This window comes from Lentzea sp. (genome assembly GCF_036380075.1).
GTDB lineage: Bacteria > Actinomycetota > Actinomycetes > Mycobacteriales > Pseudonocardiaceae > Lentzea.
Window position 1 is genome coordinate 39,371 of sequence record NZ_DASVFL010000038.1, and the last position, 26,949, is coordinate 66,319.

Genomic DNA, 26,949 nt, shown 5'->3' on the forward strand with positions numbered 1-26,949 from the left:
CGACCGACGAACCCAGCGTGCTGATCGACGCCACCGCCGTGCCCGCGGACCGAGGTGGCGTCGGCAGGTACGTGGATTCGCTGGTCGCGGCCCTGGACGCGGACGGCACCAGGCTCTCCGTCGTGTGCCAGCCGCGCGACGAGGACCTGTTCTCGAAGATCGCTCCGAACGCCCGCGTCGTGCGCGCGGCCGAGGCCGTCGCGACCAGGACGGCGCGCCTGGCGTGGGAGCAGACGACGCTGCCCAGGCTCATCCGGCAGCTGAACGTCGACGTGGTCCACTCGCCGCACTACACGCTCCCGGTGGCCAGCAAGGCCGCCTCCGTCGTGACGCTGCACGACGCCACGTTCTTCACCGACCCCGTGCTGCACTCGTCGGTGAAGGCCCGCTTCTTCCGCACCTGGACACGGGCATCGCTGAAGCGCGCGGAGCTGTGCGTGGTGCCGTCCCAGGCGACCGCCGACGAGCTGGTGCGCGTGGCGGGCGCCGACCGCCGGGTCCTGCACATCGCGCAGCACGGCGTCGACACGGAGCGCTTCCACCCGCCCTCGCCCGACGAGGTGCTGGCGGTCCGGCGCGCGTTGTCGTTGGGGGACACGCAGTACGTCGCGTTCCTCGGTGCCCTCGAACCCCGCAAGAACGTCCCGGCCCTCATCCGCGGCTTCGCCCAGGCGATGGTGGGCCGCTCGGACCCGCCGGCCCTGGTGCTGGCCGGCCAGCCGGGCTGGGACAGCCAGGTCGAACGCGCCCTGGACTCCGTGCCGCACCGCATCCGCGTGATCCGCGCGGGCTACCTGCCGTTCGAGCAGCTGGCGGGCTTCCTCGGCGGCGCCCAGCTGGTCGCCTACCCGTCGCTGGGCGAGGGCTTCGGCCTGCCCGTACTGGAAGCGATGGCGTGCGGCGCGTGCGTCCTGACGACCAGGCGGCTGTCGCTGCCCGAGGTGGGCGGCGAGGCGGTCGCGTACTGCGGCGTGGGAGCGGGCGACATAGCGGCGTCGATCGCCGACCTCCTGGACGACCCGGCCCGCCGCGCGGCACTGGCCGCCTCGGGCCAGCAACGCGCCAAGGACTTCTCCTGGGCCGTCAGCGCCGAACGCCACCGCCTGGCCTACGAGCGCGCGGCTCTGGTGCGTCGCAGGCGGTGAATCGGACACCACTAGTGTGTCGGCCGTGAACTACGGCGACGGACTTGGTGTCGTGACGGTCACGTACTCGCCGGGCGAGACGCTGGCACCGTTCGTGGACACCCTCGCGAAGGCGACCACCCGCCCGGTGCAGGTGATCCTCGCCGACAACGGCTCCACCGACGGCGTGCCCGAAGCCGTCGCGGCCTCCCGCGACGGGGTGGCGTTCGTGCCGACCGGCGGGAACCTCGGCTACGGCGGGGGAGCCAACCGCGGCGTCGCCGCCCTGGGACCCGACGTCGGGTGGGTGCTGATCTCCAACCCGGACATCGAGTTCTCACCCGGATCGGTCGACGTGCTGATCGACGCCGCCGCCCGGTGGCCCTCCGGCGGGATGTTCGGGCCGTTGATCCGGGAGCCCTCCGGGGAGGTCTACCCGTCTGCGCGGTTGCTGCCTTCGCTGGGGCGTGGGCTCGGACATGCTTTGTTCGCCGTGGTGTGGAAGTCGAACCCCTGGACCCGTGCCTATCGGCAGGAGCAGGCTCCGGTCGAGCGCGCTGCCGAGTGGTTGTCGGGGTCCTGTTTTCTGATGCGGCGTGAGGTTTTCGACGCTGTCGGCGGATTCGACGAGCGGTACTTCATGTACTTCGAGGACGTTGACCTCGGGGATCGTGTTGGGCGGGCCGGGTACTTGAACGTCTACGTGCCTGATGCCGAGGTCGTGCACATCGGGGGGCACTCGACTGCCCGGTCTTCCGATCGGATGCTCCGGGAGCACCACCGGTCTGCTTACCGGTACCTGGCTGATCGGCATCGCGGGGTTCTGTGGGCTCCTTTTCGGGCTGCTCTGAAGGTGGGGCTTTCGTTGCGGGTTCGGATGTTGACCCGGTCTTGAGGGTGGTTGGGGTTTGGGTGGTCTTGTTCCTGTTTCAGGCGCGGGGCTCCGCCCCGGACCCCGCCAGCTGATCAAGGACCGGGCCGGCGCCGTGCGTAGGTAGATGGCACGCCTGTTGCGTTGGGCGGCTTGCTGTTGCGTGCGTTGGGCGCGATTCCGTGGGGCGCGGCAAACGCGTCAGCACTGCTCGTGACGGGACCACCCCACCTGCCGGGCATGGAAAAAGCCAAGAGCGAAAAGCCAAGACTGCTCGCCTTCGGCTTCGCTGCTGCTCGGCTTCGCCTTCGCCATGTGGTGCTACCTGGCCTCTGGGCGCAGGTCCTCCGGGCGGTCCACGTCGGCGCCGTCTGCTACATCGGCGCACTCCACGTGCTGGACGGTGTTCGACTGGAGGTAGTCGCGTGCGCCCTGGTCGCCTGCTGCCGACGCCATCACGCCGGGGAAGTGGGTGGAACCGATCAGCACGGGGTGGCCTATTTCGCCGTTGTAGGTGGCGCGGGCCAGTGCGGTTGGTGAGGCCAGTGCCATCAGGCGGTGCAGGGCGGCGACTGTCATGCCGGGGGTGTCCACTGGAAGTACTACGACGGCGTCTGGGGTGCCTACGGCGTGCAGGCCTGTGCGTAGGGACGAGCCCATGCCTGTGTTCCAGGCCGGGTTGTCCACGACGGTCACGTCGTCCAAAGAGGCCTTTGCCCTGACTTCTGCTGCTTGTGCGCCCAGTACGACTACTACCGGAGAGCAGCCGGCGGCGCGTAGCAGGGAGGCTGCCGAGTCGACGAAGAGAGTGCCGTTCGACGGGACCAGGGCCTTCGGGGAGCCGAAGCGGCGTCCGGCTCCCGCGGCCAGCAACAGACCGGCTACGCGCATGTCGCGAATCTAGTTCAGGTGCTCCAGGAGCAGGGAGGACGTGGCCTCGGGGATCTCCTCGGGGATCCAGTGGCTGACGTCCTCGACCATCTCGAAGCGGTACGCGCCGGTGCACCACTTCTCGGTCTCGAACGCGGCCACCGAGCCGAAGGCGACGTCCTCGGTGCTCCACACGTACATGGTCTTGACGGTGACCTTGTCCGCCGCGCCGTGCGGTTTGCCTGCTCGGTACCAGTTCAGGGCCGCGGTGAGGGCGCCCGGTTCGGACAGGCGCTGGACGTACTCCTCCACGTGGGAGGGGCGGACGCGCCATTCGAACATCTGCTTCAGCGCGTGGGCGTTGTTGTCGAGCATGCGCTTCTCGGTGCTGCGTTCGCGCCAGTCGAGCATGTAGCGCGACCGCATCTGCTGTTCCTCGTCGGTCTGCAGTGCGGTCTTGAGGGCGCCGGGGTGCGGGGTGGAGAACACCGACAGGGTGCGGAGGCGGTCCGGGTGTTCGATGGCGGTCCACCACGCCACGGCGCCGCCCCAGTCGTGGCCCACCAGGTCGAACGTGGACCAGCCGAGTGCGTCGGCCATCGCGACCACGTCGCCGACGAGGTGGGTGACCGTGTACTCCGAGGCCTGCTCCGGGCGGACGCCGGGGGAGTAGCCGCGCTGGTCGGGGGCCACGGCGCGGAAGCCGTTCACGCCCAGCACCGCCACCTGGTGCTCCCACTCGATGGCGGCCTCGGGGAAGCCGTGCAGCAGCAGCACCGGGCGGCCGTCCTCGGGACCGGACGCGATGGCGTCGAACGTGCCTGCCTCGGTGGAGATGCCGATGTGGTCGATCACAGGGCCGAACCCTACTGCGTGAGCTCGGGCAGTTCGCCCGGCAGGTGTGAGCTGGCTCTCAACGGGCGAGCCGAAGAAGGTGGCCCCACGAACACCAAACGTGCATCCGCATGTAGACGTGGCGAAACCGCAGAGCGGTACGAAGGCAGTCGTGCTCGTGCTGCACGGCGGACGGGAACACGGCACCGAACCCGTCCGGCGCCACAACCTCGCGTACCTGCGGATGGTCCCGCTGGCCCGCGCGCTGAGGGCACCCGGCGTCGAGGTCTGGACCCTGCGCTACCGGGTCCGCGGCTGGAACGCCCCGAGCCTCGACCCGGTCAGGGACGCGCGCTGGGCGCTCGACCGGATCACCGAGCAGCACCCCGGCGTCCCGGTGGTGATCGTCGGCCACTCCATGGGCGGCCGCACGGCGTTGCGCGTGGCCGGTCACCCCAGCGTGGTCGCGGTCTGCGCGCTCGCGCCGTGGCTCGTGCCCGGTGAGCCGTTCGAGCAGCTCAGGGGCAAGGCGCTGCTGATCGCGCACGGCGACCAGGAGCGGATGACGGACCCGGCGCAGTCGCTGCGGTTCGCGCGGCAGGCCAAGACCGTCACGGACCGGGTGGCGCGCTTCAGCGTGGTCGGCGACGGCCACGCGATGCTCAAGCGGGCGCGCGACTGGACCCGGCTCGTCGTCGACTTCGTGCACGGCGAGCTCGGGCTCGAACCGATGGCGCCGGACATCGCGAATGCGATGCACGAGACCTCACCGCGCGGTCTCGACGTTCCCCTGGGAGGTTCGCGTGGCTGAGGTCGCCGTCATCGGAGCAGGCGTGGCCGGGCTCACCGCCGCCTACGTGCTGCAGCGCAAGCACGACGTCACGCTGTTCGAGGCCGACGACCGGCTCGGCGGTCACGCCCACACCCACGACGTCGGCGGCGTGGCCGTCGACTCCGGGTTCATCGTCCACAACGAACGGACCTACCCGAACCTGATCAGGCTCTTCCGCGAGCTCGGCGTGTCCACTCAGGACTCCGAGATGTCGATGAGCGTCCGGTGCGACGGCTGCGGCCTGGAGTACGCGGGCGCCAGGAAGCTGCCGGGTCTCTTCGCCCAGTCGAAGAACGCCACCAACGGCCGCTACCTGCGGATGCTCGCCGAGATCACCCGCTTCTACCGGCACGCGCAGCGCGTCCTCGACCACGAGGAGGCGCACGACGTCACGCTCGGGGCGTTCCTCGCCATCGGCGGCTACTCCCGCTACTTCGTCGACCACTTCATCATCCCGCTGGTCAGCGCGGTGTGGTCGTCCGGTGCGGCGCTGAGCATGAAGTACCCGGCCTGGTACCTGTTCGAGTTCCTCGCCAACCACGGCATGCTCTCGATCGGCGGCACCCCGCAGTGGAAGACCGTCGTGGGCGGCTCGCGCACGTACGTCGATCGCGCGGTCAAGGGCCTCAAGGCCGTCCACGTCAGCACCCCGGTCCGGGCGATCACCCGCACCGGCGGCGGCGTGGAGATCCGCGACGAGGGCAACGTGCTGCACACCGCCGACCACGTCGTCGTCGCCACGCACCCGGACCAGGCCCTGGGCCTGCTCGCCGACCCGACGCGCGAGGAGAAGGAGGTGCTCGGCGCGTTCCAGTACTCGCGCAACGAGACCTGGCTGCACTCCGACGCGTCGATCCTGCCGCGCGCGAACGGCGCGAAAGCGTCCTGGAACCTCTACAAGCGGGCCTGCCGCGAGAGCAGCGACCAGGTCCTGGTCAGTTACCACATGAACCGGCTGATGCGCCTCGACACGCCCCGCGAGTTCGTCGTCACGCTCAACCCGCACGCCGTCGACGAGGCGCGGGTGATCGCGCGGATGACCTACGAGCACCCGATCTACACGCCGGAGTCCGTTGCGGCGCAACGACGTCTGCCCGAGATCAACAGCTCGGCGACCGCCTACGCCGGCGCGTACCACGGCTGGGGCTTCCACGAGGACGGCTGCGCCTCCGGCGTGCGCGCGGCCGGGCACTTCGGGGTCGACTGGTGATCTACGACGTCCTCATCACGCACACCCGCCGCGAGCTGGTCGACCGCTCCTTCAGCAACCGCGCGTACCTGTGGCTGGTCGACCTCGACGAGTTACCGCGCCTGCCCTGGTGGGTGAAACCGTTCGCGAGGTTCGAGGCGCGCGACCACCTCGGGTCGCCCGATCGCACGATCCGGGAGAACCTGGACGAGTGGCTGGCCGGTCACGGCATCGACCTGGGCGGCGGGCGGGTCCAGATGCTGGCCAACGCCCGCGTGCTGGGCTACGTCTTCAACCCGCTCTCCGTGTACTGGTGCCACGACGCCTCCGGAGAGCTCGTGTGCGTGGTCGCGGAAGTGCACAACACCTACGGCGGACGTCACTGCTACCTGCTGCGCACCGACGACCAGGGCAGGGCGTCGGTGGACAAGGAGTTCTACGTCTCCCCGTTCCTCGAGGTCGACGGCCACTACGTGATGAAGCTGCCGAAGCCAGGAGACCGGCTGTCCGTGACGATCGCGTTGCGGCAGAACGGGAAGACGACCTTCAGCGCCACCATGAAGGGCACCCGCACCTCCGGGCTGCGCATGCTGCTGCGCCGCCCCCTCATGCCCCAGCGCGTGTCCGCGCTGATCCGCCGTCACGGAATCGCGCTCTACCTGAGGCGCATCCCGATCATCCCCAGGAGTGATGGATGAGCACGTTGTCGTTGCCCCGCCCGGGTCAGGGCGTCTGGCCGGGGCTCTTCGACGCCCCGCGGTCGCCGTTGCGGGCCCGGATCGCCGAGTCGCTGTTCCGCAACGCCGTGCGCACGCTGCCGGTGACCGTGCAGCTGCCCGACGGCAAGACGTGGGGAGGCGGCGGCCCGGTCATGCGCCTGGTGCGGCCCGCGGAGTTCTTCCACCGGCTCGGCGCCGACGCCAAGATCGGCTTCGGCGAGGCCTACATGGTGGGCGACTGGGACGCCGACGAGCTCGCGGACGTCCTCTCGGTGTTCGCGGCGAAGCTCTCCACGCTGATCCCGCCCGGCCTGCAGCGGCTGCGGCGGATCGCGGAGCGGCGGCAGACCGAGATCAACGACGTCGCCGGCTCCCGCCAGAACATCCACCGGCATTACGACCTGTCGAACGAGCTGTTCGGGGTCTTCCTGGACGAGACGATGACGTACTCGTCGGCGCTGTTCGAGAGCCCGTCCGACGACCTGCGCACGGCCCAGCTGCGCAAGATCGACGGCGTCCTCGACTACGCGGGGGTGCGCTCGGGCTCCCGCGTGCTGGAGATCGGCACGGGCTGGGGCGCGCTCGCGATCCGGGCCGCTCAGCGCGGTGCCACCGTCACGTCGCTGACCATCTCCGAGGAGCAGCGGAAGCTGGCGCTGGACCGGGTGGCGGAAGCCGGCCTCCACGACCAGGTGACGGTCCACCTGCGCGACTACCGGGAGGAGCACGGCCAGTACGACGCCGTCGTCTCCGTCGAGATGATCGAGGCGGTCGGCGCCGAGTACTGGCCCGCGTACTTCTCGATGCTCGACCGCGTGCTCGCGCCCGGCGGCCGGGTGGGGCTGCAGGCGATCACCATGCCGCACGACCGCATGATCGCGAGCAAGGCCAGCTACACCTGGATCCACAAGTACATCTTCCCCGGCGGCCTCATCCCGTCGGTTCGCTCGATCGAGGAGTCGGTCCGCGACCACACCCGGCTGCGGATCGTCGAGACGCGCTCGTTCGGCCACGACTACGCCGAGACGCTCCGGCGCTGGCGCGACACGTTCCTCACCCGGTGGGATGAGGTGCGGGAGCTGGGCTTCGACGACACGTTCCGCCGGATGTGGGAGTTCTACCTGGCCTACTCGGAGGCCGGGTTCCGCGTCGGCTACCTCGGGGTGCAGCAGTTCGGCATGGCCGAAAGACTGGGCCATTAGGACCACGTTCTACCTCAAAAGGGTGCCGCCGGTCCCACCTGCCTGGACTTCGTGGTCCTCTTGGAAGCAGGCGGTATCAAATGGCTCGCTGCGTTCTCTACTCCAGTGAAGCCCCAGTGTCGCTGTAGTGGAGGAGGTCGCCGGGATGGTTGAGCCCACAGCCGTGCGGACCGGTGGTGGTGTCGCGGTCCTCGCGCCCGGTGATGGCGCGGAGGTCCGGGACCGGCCAACGGTGCCCGTGCGCCGTCGGGTGCGCCAGGCGCCGGTGACCAGCCAGTGGCTCGCCGAGGCCGAGTTCGCGGATCTCGTCGACGCCGCTCTCGACGGGGACAGACGGGCGGTCGAGCACCTGCTCGGCCGCATCCAGCCGCTGATCCTGCGCTACTGCCGCGCCCGCGTGGGCGGCCGCGAGCGCACGCTGGTCTCCGCCGAGGACATCGCGCAGGAGGTCTGCGTCGCGGTGCTGGGCGCGCTGTCCAAGTACCGCTACGAGCCGGGCTCGTTCCTGGCGTTCGTCTACGGCATCGCCGCGCACAAGGTCGCCGACGCGCGCCGCAAGGCCGTCCGCAACCGCGCCGAGGTCGTCCCGGAGCTGCCGGACTGCCCGTCGCTGGAGGACGGCCCCGAGCAGCACGCCGTCAACGGCGAGATGATGGCCCAGGTCACGCGCCTGCTGCACAAGCTGCCGCCCCGCCAGCGCGAGATCCTCGTGCTGCGGGTCGCCGTCGGCCTGTCGGCGGAGGAGGTCGCGCTGGCCGTCGAGTCGACGCCGGGCGCCGTGCGGGTGGCGCAGCACCGGGCGCTCACCCGGATGCGGGAGATGATCGCCGAGGAGAGCTGAGGTCGGCGGTCGCGGCCACCAGCGCCGTCACCAGGACCAGCGCACCGGTCACGAGCAACGCCGGACCCCCGCCCATCGCGCCCGCCAGGACACCGCCGAGCGCCGGGGCCAGCGGGGTCAGCACGCGGCTGGCCAGCGTGGTGATGCCGTCGAGGCGTCCCATCATGTCCTCGGGGACGAGCTCCGTGTAGAGCGCGGACACCGCCACGTTGATCAACGGCGTGACGACCGCGGTCACCGCGAGGGGCGCGAACGGCCAGAAGACGCCGAACGGCAGGGCCATCGCCAGGTTGCAGAGGCCGAAGACCACCAGCACCAGGACCACGAGCCTGCCGGGGGCGAGCGCCACCCGCGGGGCGACGAGCGAACCGAGGACCCCGCCGACGCCGATGCCCGCGAACACGACGCCGGTGTCGAGCGCGGTGCCGCCGCGTTCGCCCACCAGCACGATGACCGGCAGCAGCGTGGCGCCGCCCAGGAGGTTCAGCACGAGGAACACGGCGGTGAGGTTGCGCAGGCCCTTCTGGTCCCAGAGCCAGGAACCCGCTTCCTTGACGTCGTGGCGCATCTTCTGGCGTGGCCGGGTCTCGGTCCGTGCGGGGATCTTGGCGAACCACGCGCAGACCGCGGCCACGGCGAACGTGACGGCGTCCACGACGAACGGCACCGCTCGTCCGGCGGCCATGAGCAGCGCCCCCAGCGGCGGGCCGGCGACCCGTGCCGCGTGGCCGCGGGCCTCTTCCTGGGCGTAGGCGGTCCTGAGCTGGTCCTTCGGCACCACGGCTTGCAGCGCGGTAGCCCGCGCGGGACCGGAGAACGCCGAGCACACACCGTCGACGACCGCGAGCACGAGGAAGACCACGAGGTGGGCGCGACCGGTGAGGATCGTCGCCGCCAGCACCGCGGCGGCACCCGCCTGGACGGTCTGGCTCCAGACGAGCGTGGTCCCGCGGTCCCAGCGGTCCACCCAGACACCCGCCGGCACGAGCGCGACGACCAGCGCGGCGGCCCGCGCGCCACCGACCGCGCCCGCCTGGAACGGGGAGCCGGTGAGGGCGATGACCAGCAGCGGCGTCGCCAGCGAGGTGATCGTGGTGCCGAGCTGCGACACGGCACCGCCGAGCCACAGCAGCTGGAACTGGACGTTCTTCCTGAGCGGAACTCCCACGACGGACGTTCCTAGCGCACCGGCACCGGCCGGCGACAGCGAGTTTCGCCCCCGCCCCGAACCACACATCTTCCGCGGCGCGACCCCTACCGCCGTCGTTTCGCCGCTCGGACGGCGCCGGGGGATGGCAGAGTTTGCGCATGGCTGAACAGGAATACGACGTCTTGCTCACCGGCACCGTCTTCCTCGACATCATCTTCACCGGCCTGCCCCGCCCGCCGGCCGCCGGCACGGAGGTGTGGTCGGAGGGCCTCGGGTCGTGTCCCGGCGGCATCGCGAACCTCGCGGTGGCGTTGCGCAGGCTGGAGCTGAACACGGCGCTGGCGGCGGCGTTCGGCGAGGACGCGTACGGCGACTTCTGCTGGGACGTGCTGGCCGACCAGGAGGGTGTCGACCTCTCCTACTGCCGGCGGTTCTACGGGTGGCACTCGCCGGTGACCGTCTCCATGGCGATGGAGCACGACCGCTCGATGGTCACGCACGGGCACAAGTCGCCGGTCGTCGCCGACGACCTCTTCAACCCGCCGCCGAAGGCGAAGGCGTGCTTCGTGCACATCCAGGCCGAGGACGAGCAGTGGGTGCGCACGGCGAAGGAGAACGGCGCGCTGCTGTTCGCCGACATCGGCTGGGACCGCACCGGGGCGTGGTCGCCGGAGCTGCTGCGCCGTCTTGACGGATATGACGTGTTCCTCCCGAACCACGTGGAGGCGCAGGGCTACACGCGCACCGACACGCCGGAGGCCGCCGCGCGCAAGCTCGCCGAGCACCTGCCCGTGGTGGTGGTCACACGCGGCGGCGGGGGAGCGGTCGCCGTGGACAGCTCCACCGGCGAATGCGTGGACGTGCCGGGGCTGAACGTGGCGCCGCTCGACGCGACGGGTGCCGGCGACGTGTTTGGGGCCGGGTTCGTCATGGGCACTCTGGCGGGGTGGCCGCTGGAGCACCGCGTGCGGTTCGCGAACCTGTGCGCCGCCCTGTCCGTGCAGCACTTCGGCGGTTCCCTGTCCGCTCCCGGCTGGGGAGACATCGCGGTGTGGTGGCGGACGGTGAGCCGGCGGCCCGACGAGGAGCTGGCGAAGTACGGCTTCCTCGACGACGTGCTGCCCGACCACGCCGGCGTCGAGGTGAGGAGGGCCAGTCCGACGATCGGCCTCCGGTTGCTCCGGTAGGTTGAAAACAGTCGATCAGCGGACGCAACCTCACGGGCTTCTCGCGCGACTTAATACGTAGGGGAATCTCCGGGGTTTGGTTCGGAAGGAGTTGCGGGTTGTTCGCCGCACGCGCGTCAGGCTTGGTCAAGTTGCTGGGGTTGTGCCTGACGGCGGGTGTGCTCCTCGCCGCGATGGTGTTCCCGATCGTCGGAGGTCTCGGTCTCGCGTCCAACCGCGCGGCCGACACCGTCGACCAGACGTCGGGAGACCTCGCCAAGGGTGAGCTGCCTCTCGTCACCACGATCCAGGACATGAACGGCGAGCCGATCGCCTACCTGTACGACCAGTACCGGGTGCCGCTGGACGCCAACCAGATCTCGGACACCATGAAGGCCGCGATCCTCGCGATCGAGGACAAGCGCTTCTACGAGCACCAGGGCGTCGACTGGCAGGGCATCGCCCGCGCCGCCGCCAAGGCCGGTGTGGACGGCGGCGCGACGCAGGGCGCGTCGACGCTCACCCAGCAGTACGTGAAGAACTACATGGCGTTCGTGCTCGGTGCCGACAACGAGCAGGAGGCCTGGGAGAAGGCGACCGAGGCCACCATCGGCCGCAAGCTGCGCGAGGCGCGGGTCGCGCTGCAGCTCGAGCAGCAGATGACCAAGGACGAGATCCTCACCGGCTACCTCAACATCGTGCCGCTGGGCAACCAGACCTACGGCGTCGGCGCGGCGGCCAAGGCCTACTTCAAGACGACCGCCGACAAGCTGACCGTCCCGCAGGCGGCCCTGCTCGCGGCGATCGCGAACCGCCCGTCGTCGCTGAACCCCGGCGCCGCGCCGGAGAAGGCGCTGGAGCGCCGCAACACCGTCATCGACAAGATGCGCGAGAACGGCGCGTTCGGCGCCGACGAGACCGAGGCCAAGGCGAAGGCCGACGAGTACAAGGCAGCGCCGCTGGGCGTCGTCGAGGACCTGCAGATCCTGCCCAAGGGCTGCGTCGGCGCGGGTGACGGCCCGATCTACGGCTTCTTCTGCTCCTACCTCCTCGACTACCTGCGCGAGGCCGGCGTCACCGACAAGCAGCTCCAGCGCGGCGGCCTCACGATCAAGACCACGCTCGACCCGAAGGCCACCAGGGCCGCGAAGCAGTCGGCCGAGCAGCAGGTCGCGAAGACGATGAACGGCATCTCGAACGTCATGTCGGTCGTCGAGCCGGGCAAGGACAAGCACAAGGTCCGCGCCCTCGTCGCCTCCCGCGACTACGGCAACAACGCCGAGCTCGGCCAGGTGGCCCGCCCGGTGCCCGCCGAGGTCCTCCCGTTCGGCCCCGGCTCGGTGAACAAGGTCTTCACCGCCGCCGCGGCCCTGGAGAAGGGCGTCATCGGCATCGACAAGCAGATGGACGTCCCGAAGGTCTACTACTCGAAGGTCTACCCCAACGGCGGCGCGCCGTGGAAGGTCGAGAACGCGGGCAACTACAGCGACAAGATGTCGCTGACCCAGGCCCTCGCCACCTCGCCGAACACGGGCTTCGTGATCCTGCAGGAGAAGGCCGGCCTCGACAGCGTCGTGGACATGGCCTACCGCCTGGGCATGCGCGAGACCCTCCAGGGCGTCAACCGCGAGGGCCAGCCGATCAAGGCCGACAAGTCGAACGGCCCGACCCAGGGCGACTGGACGAAGCAGAACAACGCGGGCTCCTACACCCTCGGCCCCGGCGCGACGAGCGTCTTGGAGCTGTCGAACGTGGCCGCCACCATCGTCTCCGGCGGCACCTGGTGCCCGCCCACCCCGGTGGAGAAGGTCCTCGACCGCTACGGCAAGGAGATGCCGCTCAAGGAGAAGCCCTGCGAGCAGGCCGTGAACCCGGACCTGGCGAACTCGCTGGCCCAGGGCATGTCCCACGACGTCACGGGCTCCGGCACCGCGGCGGCGGCAGCCTCCGCCTCCGGCTGGAACCGCCCGGCCATCGGCAAGACGGGCACCACCGAAGAGCACAAGTCGGTGGCCTTCCTGGCCGCCACCCCGCAGTACGCGGGCGCCGTGATGACCTACGCCGACGGCAACCGCCCCGAGGTGATCTGCGCGAACCCGATCCGCTTCTGCCCTGGCAGCTCGCAGGGCGTCTTCGGTGGCCAGGTGGCAGCCCCGACCTGGTTCAACGCGATGAAGGTGATCCACGAGGGCCTGCCGGTGGTCCCGCTGCCCCCGGCAACGGCGAAGTACAAGTAAGCCACCCAGGCAGCACGCCTGCTTGATGTGCGGCCGCCGGACGCCAGTGCGTCCGGCGGCCTTTTGCTGTGCCGGGGGAGGGGGAGACGGGAGGCCCGGCCCCGGCAGCCGGGGACACCGGAGGGGGACGGGTGGCGAGCGCATGCGTCGGGGTGCCGAAGGCACCGAGCAGCCCTTCGCACGCGATGCCGAAGGCGAGCCGACAAAACCCCCGCACTTCCAAGCGATGCCGAAGGCGAGCAGTCATCCCTGACGCCGATTAGAGCCGGTGAGCCCACCCGTGTTTCGGCGATTGGGGCTTGACTTTGGGTGCGAGGTGCTACCCATTTCGGGCTCGGCCGGTCGCGAAGCGTCCGGCCTTTTCCGGCCGACCACAGCGCCTCGCAAGGGCCCCGAAGTCAAGCCCCAATCGCTATCGACGCGTCAGCGGCGATGCCACCCAGGTCTTTCGTCCGAGGTGCACGACCACGCTGGAACAGGCACCCGCCCACAACGACCCAACCAAGCTGGAACTCTTTCACGATCAAGCACCCAACCAGCGCAAACCCCAAAACAAGCAATGGTCCAGCCATCGTTACCAACCACAGCAACGACCCAACTACGCCCAGTAGCAAACAGTGGGCCTAATCACCTGAACCCCCACTTCGCTTGCCTCCCTCGATAACGCGGGGTTACGTTCACCGCCGCATGTCACGGTTCGATAACCGCCAGGACACGGACCACCCCCGAACCGGTCCAGTCCACCGGCGATGAGGCGCCCGAACGCCCACCGCCCCCGGAACGCCTGCCAGGCCCCGGAAACGCCCGGCCCCCGAAGCCGGCGCGACCCAGGCGCGGATCGAACTCCCCCGAGTGCATGGAGGCAGTTTTGGCACGGCATCGAGCGAAGGGCTCACTCGTCGACGTGGTCGACAGAGTGGACCTGGACCGCAAGAAGGCCGTCACGGCGGTGGTAGCCGCGGGCGCTCTCATCGGCGCCGGCTTCACCCAGGCGATGGCCACGGTCACGCCGATGGACCGGATCGTCCCCGTCGCGGCCACGAAGAACCTCGCGGCCGCCATGACGGCGCAGCCCGACCAGGGTCCGCAGACGATCCACTCGTTCGACACGAGCTCCGAGACGCGCAAGCTGCTGCAGGCCGAGCAGATCCAGGCCCAGTTCCACGTCCGCGAGGCGCTGAAGTCCGCGGAGGGCGCCTACGCCCAGCGCCAGGAGGCCGCCAAGGCCGAGGCGGCGCGCATCGCGGCCGAGGAGGAGGCGCGCAAGCCCAAGTGCGTGCGGCCGGCCCAGGGGACGTTCACGTCCGGGTTCGGTGCTCGCTGGGGCACCAGCCACAACGGTGTCGACATCGCGAACGCCATCGGCACGCCGATCGTGGCGGCCATGGACGGCGTCGTCGTCGAGGCCGGGCCCGCGTCCGGGTTCGGGCTGTGGGTGCGGATCCAGCACGCCGACGGCACGATCACCGTCTACGGGCACATGAACACCATCGACGTGCCGCAGGGCGCGCAGGTGAAGGCGGGGCAGCAGATCGCGACGATCGGCAACCGCGGCGAGTCGACCGGACCGCACCTGCACTTCGAGGTGTGGGCCGCCGGATCTCAGAAGATCAACCCCGTGGGGTGGCTCGCGGAGCGCGGCGTCAGCCTTTAGCCGATCGGCCGAGCGGGTACAAGTAGTCGAACGGCCACGAAAAGTGCCGATATTCTCCGGCCACGCCGCCTGGCACCAGGCCCGGTGGCGTGGAACACCGGAGCCGCCCCTGTGATCTACCGCAGCCCCCTGCCGGCGGTGGCCGTTCCCGAGGCCACGGTCCCCGAGCACGTGCTGGAACGCGCACGCCACAACGACAAGGTCGCGCTCGTGGACGCCGTCACGGGTGAGGCGCTCACGTACGCGGAGCTCGCGGAGCAGGTCGGCAGGACGGCGAAAGGCCTTGCCCGCCAAGGGATCGGGCCCGGTGACACGGTCGCGATCGCCAGTGCGAACCGGCCGCGGTTCGCCGTCGGGCTGCACGCCGTCCTCACGGCGGGTGCCGCGGTCGCGCTCCTCAACCCCGTTCTTCCGCCTCGTGACACCGGCAGGCTGAAGGAGCTCGCGAACGTCACCGCGACGCTCGACCTCGACGACCTGCCCGGAAGCGACAGCGGGACGCTCCCGCGGGTGGATCCGGGCAGCACCGCGGCGATCCTGTTCTCCAGCGGTACCACGGGTCTCACGAAGGCCGTGAAGCTCAGCCACCGCGCCGTCGTCGCGAACCTGGAGCAGCACCGTCCCGGCTGGCGCATCGACTCGACCGACGTGCTGGCGGCGAACCTGCCGTTCTTCCACATCTACGGCTTCACGATCATCCTCAACTCCGGACTGCTCGGCGGCGCCACGCTGGTGACGTTGCCCCGCAGCGACGCCGGTACCTATCTGAGGCGCCTGGCTGAACACCGCGTGACGCGCGCCTTTCTGGTCCCCCCGCTCGCGGCCGCCATCGCGGACCACGAAGACCCGCCGCCGCAACGACATCTGAAGCTCGTCCTCTGCGGAGCCGCGCCGCTCGACGACGCCATCCGCCGGGAGGCCGAGCGAAAACTCGGCGCGCCCGTGCGGCAGGGCTACGGGCTCACCGAGGCGGGCGGCACCCACCAGACGTTCGACGACGACCTGGAGAGCGATCCCACGAGCGTCGGCGTCCTCTGTCCCGGTACCGAGGCGCGGATCGTCCACCCCGGCACCGACGAGGACGCGGACGTCGGCGAGATGCTCATCCGCGGCCCGCAGGTCATGGACGGCTACCTGGACGACGAGGAGGCGACGCGCCAGGCGTTCGTGGACGGTTGGCTGCGCACCGGCGACCTGGTGCGGGTCCGCGACGGCAGGTTCCACGTCGTCGACCGCATCAAGGAGATGATCAAGTACAAGGGGTACCAGGTCGCGCCGGCGGAGCTGGAAGACGTGCTGCGCAGGCATCCCGCCGTGAGGGACGCGGCCGTGGTCGGTGCGCCCGATCGGGCCAACGGCGAGGTGCCCCGGGCTTTCGTGGTGGCGCAAGGGGAAGTCACGGCCGAGGAGCTGATGGCGTTCGTCGCCGCGGAGGTGGCGCCCTACAAGAAGGTGCGCCAGGTCGAGTTCGTCGCGGAGATACCGAAATCCGTGTCCGGCAAGGTTCTGCGTCGCCTCCTGAAGGAAGAAACCGCCTGACGCAAGGCTTTCCGGCAAGATTCACGCCGGTGGAGCAGTCGGCGGGCGAACTCCCTGTCAACGGGCAACGAATCGATAGACGAATGCGTACATAAGACCCTTCCTCACCGACCGGTCAACGGGGATCGTCGCGAGTGGCCCCCAGTCGTCAGGAGGCGTCATGACCGTCGGAACTTCCCCTGCTGCCTTGAACTTGGCCGCCGCCCTCGAACCGGCCCACCTCGAGCTCGCGCGAAATCCCTTGCACATCACCCTTTCGGAGGATGTACGGGAACGGATCGCGCGGTGTCGCGAGTTCGTCCTCGAAGTCAGCGGATCCGGGCGCGCCATCTACGGCGTCACAACGGGTTTCGGCCCGCTCGTCGAGTTCGAGGGCCGCGCGGACAGCGCGGGCCAGAGCGACAACACGATCATCCACCACATCGTCGGCCACGGTGAGCTCCTGCCGCCGGCCGTCGCCCGCGCCGCCGTGCTGGCCCGCCTGTTCTCGTTGGCGCAGGGGCGATCCGGGGTGTCCGAGCAGGTCGTGGCGTCGCTGATCCGCATGCTGGACACCGGGTTCGCCCCCGCGGTGCCCCGGCTCGGCTCCGTCGGCGCCAGCGGCGACCTCCAGCCGCTCGCCTACGTCGCCCACGCCTTGCGTGGCAACGGGAACGCGTTCTTCGACGGGCGGCTCATGCCCGCCGGGGAAGCGCTCACACGCGCGGGCCTGGAGAGGATCGAGCTGGACGGGCGGGACGCGCTCGCGTTGGTCAACGGCATCTCGGTGACCGCCGCGGCGCTCGGACTCGCTGTGGCGCAGGCGGTTCGCGCGCGGCGCACGGCGGAGCTGCTGTCCGCGCTGATGGTCGACGTCCTGGGCTGCGGCACCGAGTACACGTCGGTTGGACTGCTGGCCGCGTTCGGGCACCCGGACGTCGCGGACACCGGTGCCGCGCTGCGGACGTGGCTCGCGGGCAGCAGCCCGTCGGGCGAACGGCCGTTGCAGGAGGCCTACAGCATCCGGTGCACTCCTCAGCTCATCGGCGCGGCGGCCACGAGCATCCGGCAGGCCGACGAGGTGGTGCGGCGCGACCTCAACGGCGTGAGCGACAACCCGTTGTTCTTCCCGGAGACCGGGGAGGTCGTGCACGGCGGCAACTTCTTCGGCCAGCCCAGCGCCTTCGCGGCGGACCAGCTGAACCTCGCGCTGGTGCAGCTGGGCAACCTGGCCGAACGGCAGCTCGACCTGCTGGTCGACCCGCGGCGCACCGGCGGGCTGCCGCCGATGCTCAGCCCGCTCCCCGGCCAGCACCACGCGTTGCAGGGCGTGCAGATCGGCGCGACCGCGACCGTGGCGGCCATGCGTCGTGCGGCGACGCCGGCGTCGGTGCAGAGCCTGCCGACGAACCTGCACAACCAGGACGTCGTCCCCTTCGGCACGCAGGCCGCGTTCACCGCCCTCGACCAAGCCCGCCTGCTGCGCTACCTGCACGCCGGGCTCGCGGTCGCGTTGCGGCAGGCCGTGCACGTCGGCGGGCGCCGCCCGCAGGCCCCCCGCCTCGCGGCCGTGTTCGACCGGCTGGCCGAGGAGGTGCCGCCGATCGTGGAGGACCGCCCGCTCGACACCACGCTCGGTGAGGTCGCCGGCCTGCTCGACACCGTCGCGTCCGAAGTGGAGGGTCGGCGATGAGCGCTCCCGCCTGCGTGGCCCCCTGGGGACACACCTGGGTCGACCTCCCGGTCCTGCGCCTGCCGTCGCCGGGCGTGGAGCTCATCCCGTGCGCCGACGGCTGCTACCAGATCCCGATCCACATCACCGCGCCCGAGGACCCGGCCGGCCGCGCCGTGCACCGGTGGTTCCTGGGCCACCACGGTGCTTTTCTCGTCTGGAAGTTCCTTTCGGTTTCACTCGATCGGCTGATACGCGAGTCCGATTCCCGGCTGGTCGCCCTCGCCGCGCTGGGATACGACGCGTACTCGGTGATGCTCGCCTATTCGGGCAGCTGTTCCCGGGAGGTGTACGAGGAACTCATCAGACCGATGATGGTGGCGTTCGACCCGGCGTTCAGCGGGCGGTGGGCGCGTGACTACGAACCACTGCCGGGACTGCTTCGAAGAGCGCGCACCGCACTGGGACCCGCGGCGGCCGAACCGCTTTCCGCCGCGAGCAAGGCGAATCTGCTGGCCCACATGGAGGTGATGCGCAAACTCGTTCCCGACGGCCAGTCGCTGCTGCGCGAGTCGGGGAAGGCGCGCGTGCCGACCACCGACGCCGAGCGCGCCCGGTTCGACGAGTTCTTCCTCGTCAGCCGGGAGAACGTGTGCGCGAGCCGCTACACCGCACACCGCACGGCCGTCCTGTCCGCTATCGACCAGGACCTGGCGGAACACCCGCTGCGGCCCGAGTACCGCGACACACTCGGGACGTTGCTCACCCAACTATGAGAGAAGGCCGCGCGTGAACGATTTCAAGGCCGTGGTCATGACGCCGCAGATCTACCGCTACGTGCGCAAACAGGCCGGACACCCCTCCGCCGTGCAGGAGAAGCTGATCGCCCGCACCGCCGAGCTCGGTGACTCGGCGGAGATGCAGATCCCGCACGAGCAGGCGGTGCTGCTGTCGTTGCTGGTCAAGCTCACGGGCGCGCACACCGTGGTCGAGGTCGGCACCTACACCGGGTACTCCACGCTCGCGTTCGCGCAGGCACTTCCCCCGCACGGCCGGGTCATCACCTGCGACGTCTCCACCGAGTGGACGGCGATCGCCGAGGAGGCCTGGCAGGCGGCGGGCGTGCGCGACCGGATCGACCTCCGCATCGGCAGCGCCGCGGAGACCCTGGCCGCGCTGCCGGAGGAACCCGTCGTCGACCTGGTGTTCATCGACGCGGACAAGGTCGGGTACGCCCACTACTGGGACCTGCTGGTGCCGCGGGTCCGCCAGGGCGGGCTGCTGCTCGCGGACAACACGCTCTACTACGGCGAGGCCGCCGACGAGCAGCCGGAGGGCAACGCCGCCGCGATCGACGCCTTCAACACGTTCGTGCTGAACGACCGGCGGGTGGAGTCGGTGCTGGTGCCGATCGCGGACGGCCTGACGGTGGCGAGGAAGAAGTAGGAGGGTTGTAGGACATACCGACCGGTCGGTAGGGTGGCCTCCAAGTCGCTGACCTGGAGGCGTTCATGGCTCGTTGGGGAATCACGCTGCCGCTGATCGGTGTGCCGGTGCTCGAGCACCGCGCGCTGGTGTCCGAGCTCGCCGGGCTCGGCTACACGGACGTGTGGTCGGCCGAGACGACCGGGACGGACGCGTTCACGCCGCTGGCGCTCGCCGCCCAGTGGTCCTCCGAGCTGCGCTTCGGCCCGGCGATCGCGCCCGTCTACACGCGCGGCCCCGCCACCCTGGCGATGACCGCCGCGACCCTCGCCGAGGTGACCGGCGGCCGGTTCGTGCTGGGCATCGGCTCGTCCTCGCCCGCGATCGTGCAGCGCTGGAACGCGATCCCGTTCGAGGAGCCGTTCAAGCGCACCCGCGACACCCTGCGCTTCCTGAAGGCCGCGCTGGCCGGCGAGAAGGTCAGCGCCGACTACGACACGTTCTCCGTCAAGGGCTTCAAGCTGGAACGGCCGCCGGCCGCGAAGGTGCCGATCATGCTCGCGGCGCTGCGCCCGAACATGCTGCGCCTGGCGGGCCGCGAGGCCGACGGCGCGATCACGAACTGGCTGGCCGCCACCGACGTGCCGAAGGTGCGCGCCGAGCTGGGCGCCGCCGAGCTCGCGGCACGGATCTTCGTCTGCCCGACCGAGGACGCCGACGCCGCGCGGGCCCTGGGCCGCATGCTCATCAGCACCTACCTGACCGTGCCGGCGTACGCGGCGTTCCACGACTGGCTGGGCCGCGGCGAGGCGCTGCGCCCGATGCACGAGGCCTGGGCCGCCGGCGACCGCAAGGCCGCCTCGAAGTCGATCCCGGACGAGGTCGTCGACGCCCTCGTCGTGCACGGCTCGCCGGACCGGTGCCGCGCGCGCGTCGCCGAGTACCAGACCGCCGGCGTCGACACGCCGATCATCGCGCTGCTCCCCACCGGTGGCGACCAGGTCGAGCAGGTCCGCGCACTGGCACCCGGCGCCTGACCGTGCCCGGCGCGACCGAGCAGAAGATCATCGACGCGGCCGTGCGGCTGTTCGCGTCGCAGGGCTACGACGCGACCTCGGTGCAGGAGGTCGTGAAGGCCGCGCAGGTGACCAAGGGCGCGCTGTACCACTACTTCCGCTCGAAGGACGACCTGCTCTTCGAGATCTACCGGCTGCTGATCACGGCCCAGTCCGCCGACATGGACCGGATCATCGCGCTCGGCCTGCCCGCCGCCGAGACGGTCCGCGAGATCCTGGTGTCGCTGGTCGTCTCGACCGCGGACCGGGTGGACGAGGCGGCCGTGTTCGTCCGCGAGCTGCCGCGGCTCGGCGAGGAACGGATGACCGACTTCCGCGCCGAGCGGCGGCGCTACCACGAGACGTTCCGCGCGGTGATCGAGAAGGGGCAGGCGGACGGCGAGTTCAGCTCCGCGGTGCCGGCCGACACCGTCGTGCGGATCGCGGTCGGCGTGGTGAACCAGCTGCCGATGTGGTTCCGGCCGGACGGGGAGAAGACGGCCGACCGGCTGGCGGGGGAGATCGCGGACTTCGTGCTGGCGGGGCTGCGGTAGCGGGCAGCCGGGGTGGCCGCCCGTCCCGCCGCCCGGTCAGCCCTTGCGCAGGACCTTCAGCGCCTTGTCCGCGTGCGCGTTCATCGAGAACTCGCTCTTGATCACCTCGATGACGACGCGGTCGGTGCCGATGACGAACGTGTGCCGCTTGAGCGGGATCGCCCCGACCCGGCGCCGCACGCCGAACTGCTCCGCCACCTCGCCGTCGGCGTCGGAGAGCAGCGGGTAGTCGAACGAGTTCAGCTCGGCGAACTCCTTCTGCGTCGCGACGTCGTCCAGGGAGATGCCGACCCGCTGGGCGCCGGCCTCGGCGAACTCGGCGGCCAGGTCGCGGAAGTGGCAGCTCTCCGCGGTGCAGCCGCGGGTCATGGCGCCGGGGTAGAAGAACAGCACCACGGGACCGCCCTCGAGCAGTTCGGAGAGCAAGCGGTCGGTGCCGTCCTGGTCGGGCAGCGTGAAGTCGGGGGCGAGGTCGCCGGGCTTCATGGATCTCCAATACGCTCGGGCCGTGACCAGCATGTCCGACGTGGCCAAGGCCGCAGGGGTGTCCGCTGCGACCGTATCGCGTGCGCTGCGGGGCGAACCCGGCGTGTCCGAGGCCACGAGGCAGCACGTCAGCGAGGTCGCGCGGCGGATGAAGTACGCCATCGCCCGCGACGCGTCGTCGTTGGCCGGCGGCCGCCGGTACGCGATCGCGGTGCTCACGTCCGAGGTCAGCCCGGTGCTGGCGGGCGCGGAGGGCGCGCTGCGGCAGGCCGGGTACGACGTGCTGCTCTACGTGCTGGCCGACGAGTCGTCGCGGGCCAAGTTCTTCGACGAGCTGCCGCTGGGTCGCCGGGTCGACGGCGTGCTGCTGCTGTCGATGTCGCTGGCCGGGACCGAGCAGGCGGCGCTGGAGTCGCTCGAGGTCCCGCACATCACCGTCGACGACACCGATCTCCGGCACGCCCTGCAGGCCGCCGTCGAGCACCTGCGGGCCCTGGGGCACCGGGACGTGGCGCTGGTGCTGTCCGACGGGGTCGACGAGTCCTACGACGGGATCCTCGCGGCCGCCGGGCTGGAGGTCCGTCCCGAGTGGACCGTCTGGTGCTCGCCCACCGTCGACGGCGGCGAGCAGGTGGTCGACGTGCTGCTCGACGGCGAACGGCTGCCCACGGCGGTGATCAGTTCGAACGGCGCGGCGGCGCTCGGGATCTTCCTGCGGATGCAGCGGGACGGGCGGGCGGTGCCGGACGAGGTGTCGATCGTGTCGCTCGACGGGCAGGAGCTCACCCGCGTGGTCGGGCTGACCGCGGTCGAGGGCGCGGCGAAGGAGCAGGGCGAACGGGCCGTCGCCGACCTGTTCACGCTGATCAGGGGCGGGGAGATCGAACCGGCCGAGCACCCGCTGCGGCTGGTCGTGCGCAACTCCAGCGGGCCGGTCGCCGAAGTAGGGTGACGGCCATGCCCGCCCACGAGCGCCTGACCGAGCTGCCCGCGCTGCCGAACACCCCGGGCTACGCCCACGCGGTGGCGGTCAGCGGCAAGCTCGCCTTCGTCTCGGGACAGGTCGCCGTCGACGCCGAGGGCCACGTGGTCGGCGTCGACGACCTGGCCGCGCAGACCCGCCAGGCGCTGAGCAATCTTCATCACGTCATTTCCAGGTTTGGCGCGGACTGGTCGGATGTCGTCAAGTTCACGTGGTTCGTGCTCGACGCGTCCGAAGTGCAGACCATTCGTGACGTGCGGGACGAAATCCTGCGACCGGCACTCGGGGAAGTCCACAACCCGGCGAGCACATTGGTTCAGGTCGCGGCGTTGTTCGGGCCGGAATTCCTCGTCGAGGTCGAAGCCGTGGTGGCGATTCCGGAACAGGCATCGGATGTCTAGTCCGGGATGGCGGGAGATCGGCTCTCGTCCGGCCTGCACCCATCGGGTGACCAGGGACCATTTGCTCTGGTAATGCTGCCCGAGCTGTGACATAGCTTGTACTCGTGGAGGACTTGCTGGCGCGGTTGGCGGACGCTTGGGGCGTCGCGACGAGGTACGAGAACGCGGATCAGCAAGAGGTGGTCGTCGACACAGAAGTCGTCGTGAAGGTCCTCGCCCAGTTCGGAGTCGACGCGTCCACTGAGGACTCCGCGGCCCGCGCGCTGGCGGAGGTCGAGGCGCGCCGGGCGGCCAGGGCGCTGCCGCCGACGATCGTGATCCGCGAGTACGAGACCTACGACCTGCACGGCCCCGCGACGGTCGAGCTGGAGGACGGCACGTCCCTCGCCGTCGACCGGCACCTGCCGGACAGCCTGCCGCTCGGCTGGCACCGGATCGTCACGGCCGGGCAAACCGTCACGCTCGCCGTCGCACCCCGCAAGCTGCCGGACGTCCCGCGGACGTGGGGCTGGATGCTCCAGCTCTACGCGGCGCGCTCGAAGGACTCGTGGGGGATGGGCGACTTCGCCGACCTCGCCACGATCGCCCGGCGCAGCAGCCAGGAGCTCGACGCCGGTGTCGTGCTGGTCAACCCGGTGCAGGCGCCGAGCCTCACGCACCCGGTCGAGCGGTCGCCGTACTCGCCGACCAGCCGCCGGTTCGCGAACCCGCTCTACCTGCGCATCACCGACACCGCCGAGTTCCTCCAGGCCGACCCGCGCACCCGCCAGCTCATCCGCGACCTGCGGCCGGAGAACCAGGACCTGATCGACTACGACGCGATCTGGGACGCCAAGAGGCAGGCGTTGGAGCTGCTCTTCCCCGGCGGCGACGTCGAGGTGGACGCCGAGCTGGAGAAGTTCGCCACCTACTGCGCGCTCGCCGAGGTCCACGGTTCCGACTGGCGGCTGTGGCCGGCCGACCGCGACCCGGCGGCACCCGAACGGGTCGCGTTCCACGCCTGGGTCCAGCACCTCTGCACCCGGCAGCTCCAGGACGTGCGGCTCGCCGCCCACGAGGCCGGCATGGCCGTCGGCGTCATCCACGACCTCCCGGTCGGCGTCGCCCCCGGCGGCGCGGACACGTTCGCCGACCCCGGCGCGTTCGCCATCGACGTCACGGTCGGCGCCCCGCCCGACGCGTTCAGCGCGGACGGCCAGGGCTGGGGCCTGCCGCCGTGGCGCCCCGACCGGCTCGCCGAGACCGGCTACCGGCCGTTCCGGCAGGTGCTGCGCAGCGTCCTGCAGCACGCGGACGGAATCCGCATCGACCACGTCGCCGGGCTCTGGCGGCTGTGGTGGATCCCGCCGGGCGAGCCACCGTCGCGCGGCACGTACGTCTACTACGACGCCGACGCCATGCTGGGCGTGCTGGCGCTGGAGGCCTACCGCGCGGGCGCCGTCGTGGTCGGCGAGGACCTCGGCACGGTCGAGCCGGTCGTCACGAAGACGTTGCAGGAGAACGGCATGCTCACCAGCGCCGTCCTGTACTTCCAGCGCGACTACTACGCCGAGGGCCACCCGCTGGTCCCGCCCGCGCGGTGGAACCCGAACCAGATGGCCAGCATCTCCACGCACGACCTGCCGACCGCCGCGACGTTCTTCGCCGGCGAGGACGGCCCCGACTTCGACGAGCTGATGCGCCAGGAGGGCGTGAAGGCCGCCGACCGGGTCGAGGGCGCCCACGAGCTGCTCGCGCAGGCCCCCTGCGCGCTGGTCCTGACCTCACCTCAGGACGCTCTGCGGGAAACCCGGCAGCCCAACGTGCCGGGCACGATCGACGAGCACCCGAACTGGCGGATCCCGCTGCCGGTCGAGCTGGAGGACTTCTTCCCGCGCGTCCGGGACATCACCAGGCCGCTGCGCAGCCGGGAGAGATGAAACTTCGGCTTAACGGCAGGTCACGCGCCTGCGGAGTACTGTGGTGCCGTCACCCGACGGCGAACGACGAACGTTTTGGAGGTGGCGTACCGGATGAGCTCAGCCGTGGGCACGCGAACATCGACCGGCGTGCTGGAACTGGCAGTCGAGCAGGCCCTCGCCTCGGTGAGACCCGCCGCGCTCGGCGACCCGGTGGCCGGGGCACGGCACGCGGAACAGGCACTGCGTGACGCGCTGCGGGACACGGGTCCCGTGGAGGACGACAACGTGGCACTGCGGTACGCCCTGGCGTGCGCGGAGGCCGCTCGGGAACACCTGCAGTACGGAGAGATCCAGGAAGCGCGCACCTTGCTCACGGCCGCACGTGGGCAGCTGCTCCTGGCGCACGAACGGGTGTGATGCCGGGTACGGGTTAGCCGGATAGGGTCGGCGGGTAGCTACCTGCGTGTGAGGAGCATCGTGCGACCCTGGCCTGGTACGCCCTATCCGCTAGGCGCTGGATATGACGGCGTTGGCACCAATTTCGCTTTGTTCTCCGAAGTCGCGGAGTACGTCGAGCTCTGCCTCTTCGACGAGGACGGCACGGAGACACGTGTCAGGCTGCCGGAGGTGGACGGTTTCGTCCACCACGGCTACCTGCTGGGCGTCGGCCCTGGTCAGCGGTACGGCTACCGCGTCCACGGCCCGTTCGACCCGGATCGCGGGCTGCGCTGCAACCCCAACAAGCTCCTGATCGACCCGTACGCGAAGGCCATCTCGGACGGCCTCACGTGGGACGAGGCGCTCTACGGCTACAAGTTCGGATCGCCGGACGAGCGCAACGACGCGGACTCCGCGGCGTTCGTGCCGAAGTCCGTCGTGGTGAACCCGTTCTTCGACTGGACGAACGACCGGCTGCCCCGCACGCCGTACCACGAAAGCGTGATCTACGAGGCGCACGTGCGCGGCCTCACGATCGACCACCCGGAGATCCCGCCGAAGCTGCGCGGCACGTACGCCGGCCTCGCGCACCCGGTGATGATCGACCACCTCAAGAAGCTCGGCGTGACCGCGGTCGAGCTGATGCCGGTGCACCAGTTCGTCAGCGACCACACGCTCGCGGAGCGGCGCCTGTCGAACTACTGGGGCTACAACACGATCGGGTTCTTCGCCCCGCACGACGCCTACGCGGCGCTGCCGCTGAACCAGGTGCAGGAGTTCAAGGGCATGGTCCGCGCCCTGCACCAGGCGGGCATCGAGGTCATCCTCGACGTCGTCTACAACCACACGGCGGAGGGCAACCACCTCGGCCCGACGTTGTCCATGCGCGGCATCGACAACGAGTCGTACTACCGGCTGGTCGAGGACGACCCGAAGTTCTACATGGACTACACGGGCACCGGCAACTCGCTCAACGTGCGCTCGCCGCACACCCTGCAGCTCATCATGGACTCGCTGCGCTACTGGGTGACCGAGATGCACGTCGACGGCTTCCGCTTCGACCTCGCCGCGGCGCTGGCCCGCGAGTTCTACGACGTCGACCGGCTCTCCACGTTCTTCGAGGTCGTGCAGCAAGACCCGGTGGTGGGTCAGGTCAAGCTGATCGCCGAGCCCTGGGACGTCGGCCCCGGCGGTTACCAGGTGGGCAATTTCCCGCCCAACTGGACCGAATGGAACGGCAAGTACCGCGACACCGTCCGCGACTTCTGGCGGGGTGAGCCGGCCACGCTGGCCGAGTTCGCCTCCCGGATCACCGGCTCGGCCGACCTCTACCAGGACGACGGCCGCAAGCCGTTCCACTCGATCAACTTCGTGACCGCGCACGACGGCTTCACGCTCAACGACCTGGTGTCGTACAACGACAAGCACAACGACGCCAACGGGGAAGAGAACCGCGACGGCGAAAGCAACAACCGCTCGTGGAACTGCGGGGCCGAAGGGCCGACGGACAACCCGGAAGTGCTCGCCTTGCGGGCCAAACAGCAACGGAATTTGTTGGTCACGCTCTTTCTTTCGCAAGGGATACCTATGCTGCTTGGCGGTGATGAGCTCGGGCGAAGCCAGAACGGCAACAACAACGCCTATTGTCACGACAACCCCATTTCCTGGTACGATTGGCCTTCCGCCGACAAGGACCTTCTGCAATTCACCAGCCGCTTAATCGAATTTCGCCGCCAGCACCAGGTGTTCCACCGGCCCCGGTGGTTCGGGGGAAAACCTGTTCAGGAGGGTGAGGTGGCTGATATCGCGTGGTTCACCCCGGCAGGCA

Annotated in this window: 25 protein-coding genes; 21 read left to right on the forward strand and 4 right to left on the reverse strand. The window is 70.2% G+C overall.

Going from position 1 to position 26,949, the window contains the following annotated elements:
* Positions 1 to 17: 17 nt before the first annotated feature.
* Together VF330_RS04995 and VF330_RS05000 are read left to right on the forward strand one after the other, a co-directional pair.
* A complete protein-coding gene (locus tag VF330_RS04995; RefSeq protein WP_330850317.1) occupies positions 18 to 1,145 on the forward strand; it encodes a glycosyltransferase family 1 protein in 1,128 nt (375 codons plus the stop codon).
* A gap of 25 nt (positions 1,146 to 1,170) precedes the next feature.
* Positions 1,171 to 2,019 carry a glycosyltransferase family 2 protein gene (locus VF330_RS05000; protein WP_330850292.1) on the forward strand — a complete coding sequence of 283 codons (849 nt, stop codon included), beginning with the start codon at positions 1,171 to 1,173 and terminating at the stop codon, positions 2,017 to 2,019.
* 297 nt (positions 2,020 to 2,316) lie between these two features.
* Here the strand turns inward: VF330_RS05000 and VF330_RS05005 are convergent, their stop codons facing one another.
* Both VF330_RS05005 and VF330_RS05010 read right to left on the reverse strand, forming a co-directional pair.
* Positions 2,317 to 2,886: a nucleotidyltransferase family protein gene (locus VF330_RS05005; RefSeq protein ID WP_330850293.1), complete on the reverse strand. Its 570-nt coding sequence runs from the start codon at positions 2,884 to 2,886 to the stop codon at positions 2,317 to 2,319.
* Between the two features lie 9 nt (positions 2,887 to 2,895).
* On the reverse strand, positions 2,896 to 3,720 hold the full coding sequence (locus VF330_RS05010; RefSeq protein WP_330850294.1) for an alpha/beta hydrolase: 825 nt from the start codon (positions 3,718 to 3,720) through the stop codon (positions 2,896 to 2,898).
* Between the two features lie 118 nt (positions 3,721 to 3,838).
* On the opposite strand from VF330_RS05010, the gene VF330_RS05015 reads away from it, so the two are divergent.
* The 5 genes from VF330_RS05015 (at position 3,839) to shbA (ending at position 8,482) form a co-directional block, all read left to right on the forward strand.
* Positions 3,839 to 4,510: an alpha/beta hydrolase gene (locus VF330_RS05015; RefSeq protein WP_330850295.1), complete on the forward strand. Its 672-nt coding sequence runs from the start codon at positions 3,839 to 3,841 to the stop codon at positions 4,508 to 4,510.
* Entirely contained in the window at positions 4,449 to 5,741 is a 1,293-nt protein-coding gene (locus VF330_RS05020; RefSeq protein ID WP_414675337.1) for an NAD(P)/FAD-dependent oxidoreductase, read from the forward strand. The genes VF330_RS05015 and VF330_RS05020 overlap by 62 nt, the downstream gene beginning before the upstream one ends.
* The gene (locus VF330_RS05025) at positions 5,738 to 6,418 is read left to right on the forward strand and encodes a DUF1365 domain-containing protein (RefSeq protein WP_330850297.1); all 681 of its coding nucleotides are present in this window, start codon (positions 5,738 to 5,740) and stop codon (positions 6,416 to 6,418) included. The genes VF330_RS05020 and VF330_RS05025 overlap by 4 nt, the downstream gene beginning before the upstream one ends.
* Positions 6,415 to 7,641: a cyclopropane-fatty-acyl-phospholipid synthase family protein gene (locus VF330_RS05030; RefSeq protein ID WP_330850298.1), complete on the forward strand. Its 1,227-nt coding sequence runs from the start codon at positions 6,415 to 6,417 to the stop codon at positions 7,639 to 7,641. The genes VF330_RS05025 and VF330_RS05030 overlap by 4 nt, the downstream gene beginning before the upstream one ends.
* Positions 7,642 to 7,786: 145 nt before the next feature.
* On the forward strand, positions 7,787 to 8,482 hold the full coding sequence (shbA, locus tag VF330_RS05035) for an RNA polymerase sigma factor ShbA (protein WP_330850299.1): 696 nt from the start codon (positions 7,787 to 7,789) through the stop codon (positions 8,480 to 8,482).
* Here shbA and VF330_RS05040 read toward each other — a convergent pair.
* A complete protein-coding gene (locus VF330_RS05040; protein WP_330850300.1) occupies positions 8,445 to 9,650 on the reverse strand; it encodes an MFS transporter in 1,206 nt (401 codons plus the stop codon). The two genes, shbA and VF330_RS05040, sit on opposite strands and share 38 nt — an antisense overlap.
* A gap of 140 nt (positions 9,651 to 9,790) precedes the next feature.
* Between VF330_RS05040 and VF330_RS05045 the strand changes: the two genes are divergently transcribed.
* From VF330_RS05045 to VF330_RS05085, 9 genes are all read left to right on the forward strand, one after another.
* Positions 9,791 to 10,819 carry a carbohydrate kinase family protein gene (locus VF330_RS05045; protein ID WP_330850301.1) on the forward strand — a complete coding sequence of 343 codons (1,029 nt, stop codon included), beginning with the start codon at positions 9,791 to 9,793 and terminating at the stop codon, positions 10,817 to 10,819.
* A gap of 122 nt (positions 10,820 to 10,941) precedes the next feature.
* Positions 10,942 to 13,035 (forward strand): transglycosylase domain-containing protein, encoded by a 2,094-nt coding sequence (locus VF330_RS05050; RefSeq protein WP_330850302.1) that lies wholly within the window; start codon positions 10,942 to 10,944, stop codon positions 13,033 to 13,035.
* A gap of 868 nt (positions 13,036 to 13,903) precedes the next feature.
* Positions 13,904 to 14,689, forward strand: a complete 786-nt coding sequence (locus tag VF330_RS05055; protein ID WP_330850303.1) for a M23 family metallopeptidase — start codon at positions 13,904 to 13,906, stop codon at positions 14,687 to 14,689.
* Between the two features lie 111 nt (positions 14,690 to 14,800).
* Entirely contained in the window at positions 14,801 to 16,228 is a 1,428-nt protein-coding gene (locus tag VF330_RS05060) for an AMP-binding protein (protein ID WP_330850304.1), read from the forward strand.
* Between the two features lie 160 nt (positions 16,229 to 16,388).
* On the forward strand, positions 16,389 to 17,900 hold the full coding sequence (locus VF330_RS05065; RefSeq protein ID WP_330850305.1) for an aromatic amino acid ammonia-lyase: 1,512 nt from the start codon (positions 16,389 to 16,391) through the stop codon (positions 17,898 to 17,900).
* Positions 17,897 to 18,655 (forward strand): L-tyrosine 3-hydroxylase, encoded by a 759-nt coding sequence (locus VF330_RS05070; protein ID WP_330850306.1) that lies wholly within the window; start codon positions 17,897 to 17,899, stop codon positions 18,653 to 18,655. The genes VF330_RS05065 and VF330_RS05070 overlap by 4 nt, the downstream gene beginning before the upstream one ends.
* Before the next feature lie 13 nt (positions 18,656 to 18,668).
* Positions 18,669 to 19,325, forward strand: a complete 657-nt coding sequence (locus VF330_RS05075) for an O-methyltransferase (protein WP_330850307.1) — start codon at positions 18,669 to 18,671, stop codon at positions 19,323 to 19,325.
* Positions 19,326 to 19,390: 65 nt separating this feature from the next.
* On the forward strand, positions 19,391 to 20,341 hold the full coding sequence (locus tag VF330_RS05080) for an LLM class F420-dependent oxidoreductase (RefSeq protein ID WP_330850308.1): 951 nt from the start codon (positions 19,391 to 19,393) through the stop codon (positions 20,339 to 20,341).
* Between the two features lie 2 nt (positions 20,342 to 20,343).
* The gene (locus VF330_RS05085; protein ID WP_330850309.1) at positions 20,344 to 20,913 is read left to right on the forward strand and encodes a TetR/AcrR family transcriptional regulator; all 570 of its coding nucleotides are present in this window, start codon (positions 20,344 to 20,346) and stop codon (positions 20,911 to 20,913) included.
* Positions 20,914 to 20,949: 36 nt separating this feature from the next.
* Here VF330_RS05085 and VF330_RS05090 read toward each other — a convergent pair whose 3' ends face one another.
* A complete protein-coding gene (locus VF330_RS05090) occupies positions 20,950 to 21,399 on the reverse strand; it encodes a peroxiredoxin (RefSeq protein ID WP_330850310.1) in 450 nt (149 codons plus the stop codon).
* 31 nt (positions 21,400 to 21,430) lie between these two features.
* Between VF330_RS05090 and VF330_RS05095 the strand changes: the two genes are divergently transcribed.
* The 5 genes from VF330_RS05095 to glgX form a co-directional block, all read left to right on the forward strand.
* Entirely contained in the window at positions 21,431 to 22,351 is a 921-nt protein-coding gene (locus VF330_RS05095; protein WP_330850318.1) for a LacI family DNA-binding transcriptional regulator, read from the forward strand.
* Between the two features lie 5 nt (positions 22,352 to 22,356).
* Positions 22,357 to 22,782, forward strand: a complete 426-nt coding sequence (locus tag VF330_RS05100) for a RidA family protein (protein ID WP_330850311.1) — start codon at positions 22,357 to 22,359, stop codon at positions 22,780 to 22,782.
* A 104-nt stretch (positions 22,783 to 22,886) separates the two neighbouring features.
* The gene (locus VF330_RS05105; RefSeq protein ID WP_330850312.1) at positions 22,887 to 24,701 is read left to right on the forward strand and encodes a 4-alpha-glucanotransferase; all 1,815 of its coding nucleotides are present in this window, start codon (positions 22,887 to 22,889) and stop codon (positions 24,699 to 24,701) included.
* Positions 24,702 to 24,794: 93 nt separating this feature from the next.
* The gene (locus tag VF330_RS05110; protein ID WP_330850313.1) at positions 24,795 to 25,100 is read left to right on the forward strand and encodes a hypothetical protein; all 306 of its coding nucleotides are present in this window, start codon (positions 24,795 to 24,797) and stop codon (positions 25,098 to 25,100) included.
* A gap of 60 nt (positions 25,101 to 25,160) precedes the next feature.
* Positions 25,161 to 26,949: glycogen debranching protein GlgX (gene glgX / locus VF330_RS05115; RefSeq protein ID WP_330850314.1), on the forward strand; the 1,789-nt coding region annotated here is incomplete at its 3' end.

Excerpts from the sequence above, each read along its gene's own strand:
- VF330_RS05005 (WP_330850293.1), bottom strand. The coding sequence starts at position 2,886 with ATGCGCGTAGCCGGTCTGTTGCTGGCCGCGGGAGCCGGACGCCGCTTC.
- VF330_RS05020 (WP_414675337.1), top strand. The coding sequence starts at position 4,449 with ATGCGATGCACGAGACCTCACCGCGCGGTCTCGACGTTCCCCTGGGAG.
- VF330_RS05030 (WP_330850298.1), top strand. The coding sequence starts at position 6,415 with ATGAGCACGTTGTCGTTGCCCCGCCCGGGTCAGGGCGTCTGGCCGGGG.
- shbA (WP_330850299.1), top strand. The coding sequence starts at position 7,787 with ATGGTTGAGCCCACAGCCGTGCGGACCGGTGGTGGTGTCGCGGTCCTC.
- VF330_RS05045 (WP_330850301.1), top strand. The coding sequence starts at position 9,791 with ATGGCTGAACAGGAATACGACGTCTTGCTCACCGGCACCGTCTTCCTC.
- VF330_RS05065 (WP_330850305.1), top strand. The coding sequence starts at position 16,389 with ATGACCGTCGGAACTTCCCCTGCTGCCTTGAACTTGGCCGCCGCCCTC.
- VF330_RS05070 (WP_330850306.1), top strand. The coding sequence starts at position 17,897 with ATGAGCGCTCCCGCCTGCGTGGCCCCCTGGGGACACACCTGGGTCGAC.
- VF330_RS05080 (WP_330850308.1), top strand. The coding sequence starts at position 19,391 with ATGGCTCGTTGGGGAATCACGCTGCCGCTGATCGGTGTGCCGGTGCTC.
- VF330_RS05090 (WP_330850310.1), bottom strand. The coding sequence starts at position 21,399 with ATGAAGCCCGGCGACCTCGCCCCCGACTTCACGCTGCCCGACCAGGAC.
- VF330_RS05095 (WP_330850318.1), top strand. The coding sequence starts at position 21,431 with ATGTCCGACGTGGCCAAGGCCGCAGGGGTGTCCGCTGCGACCGTATCG.
- VF330_RS05100 (WP_330850311.1), top strand. The coding sequence starts at position 22,357 with ATGCCCGCCCACGAGCGCCTGACCGAGCTGCCCGCGCTGCCGAACACC.
- VF330_RS05110 (WP_330850313.1), top strand. The coding sequence starts at position 24,795 with ATGAGCTCAGCCGTGGGCACGCGAACATCGACCGGCGTGCTGGAACTG.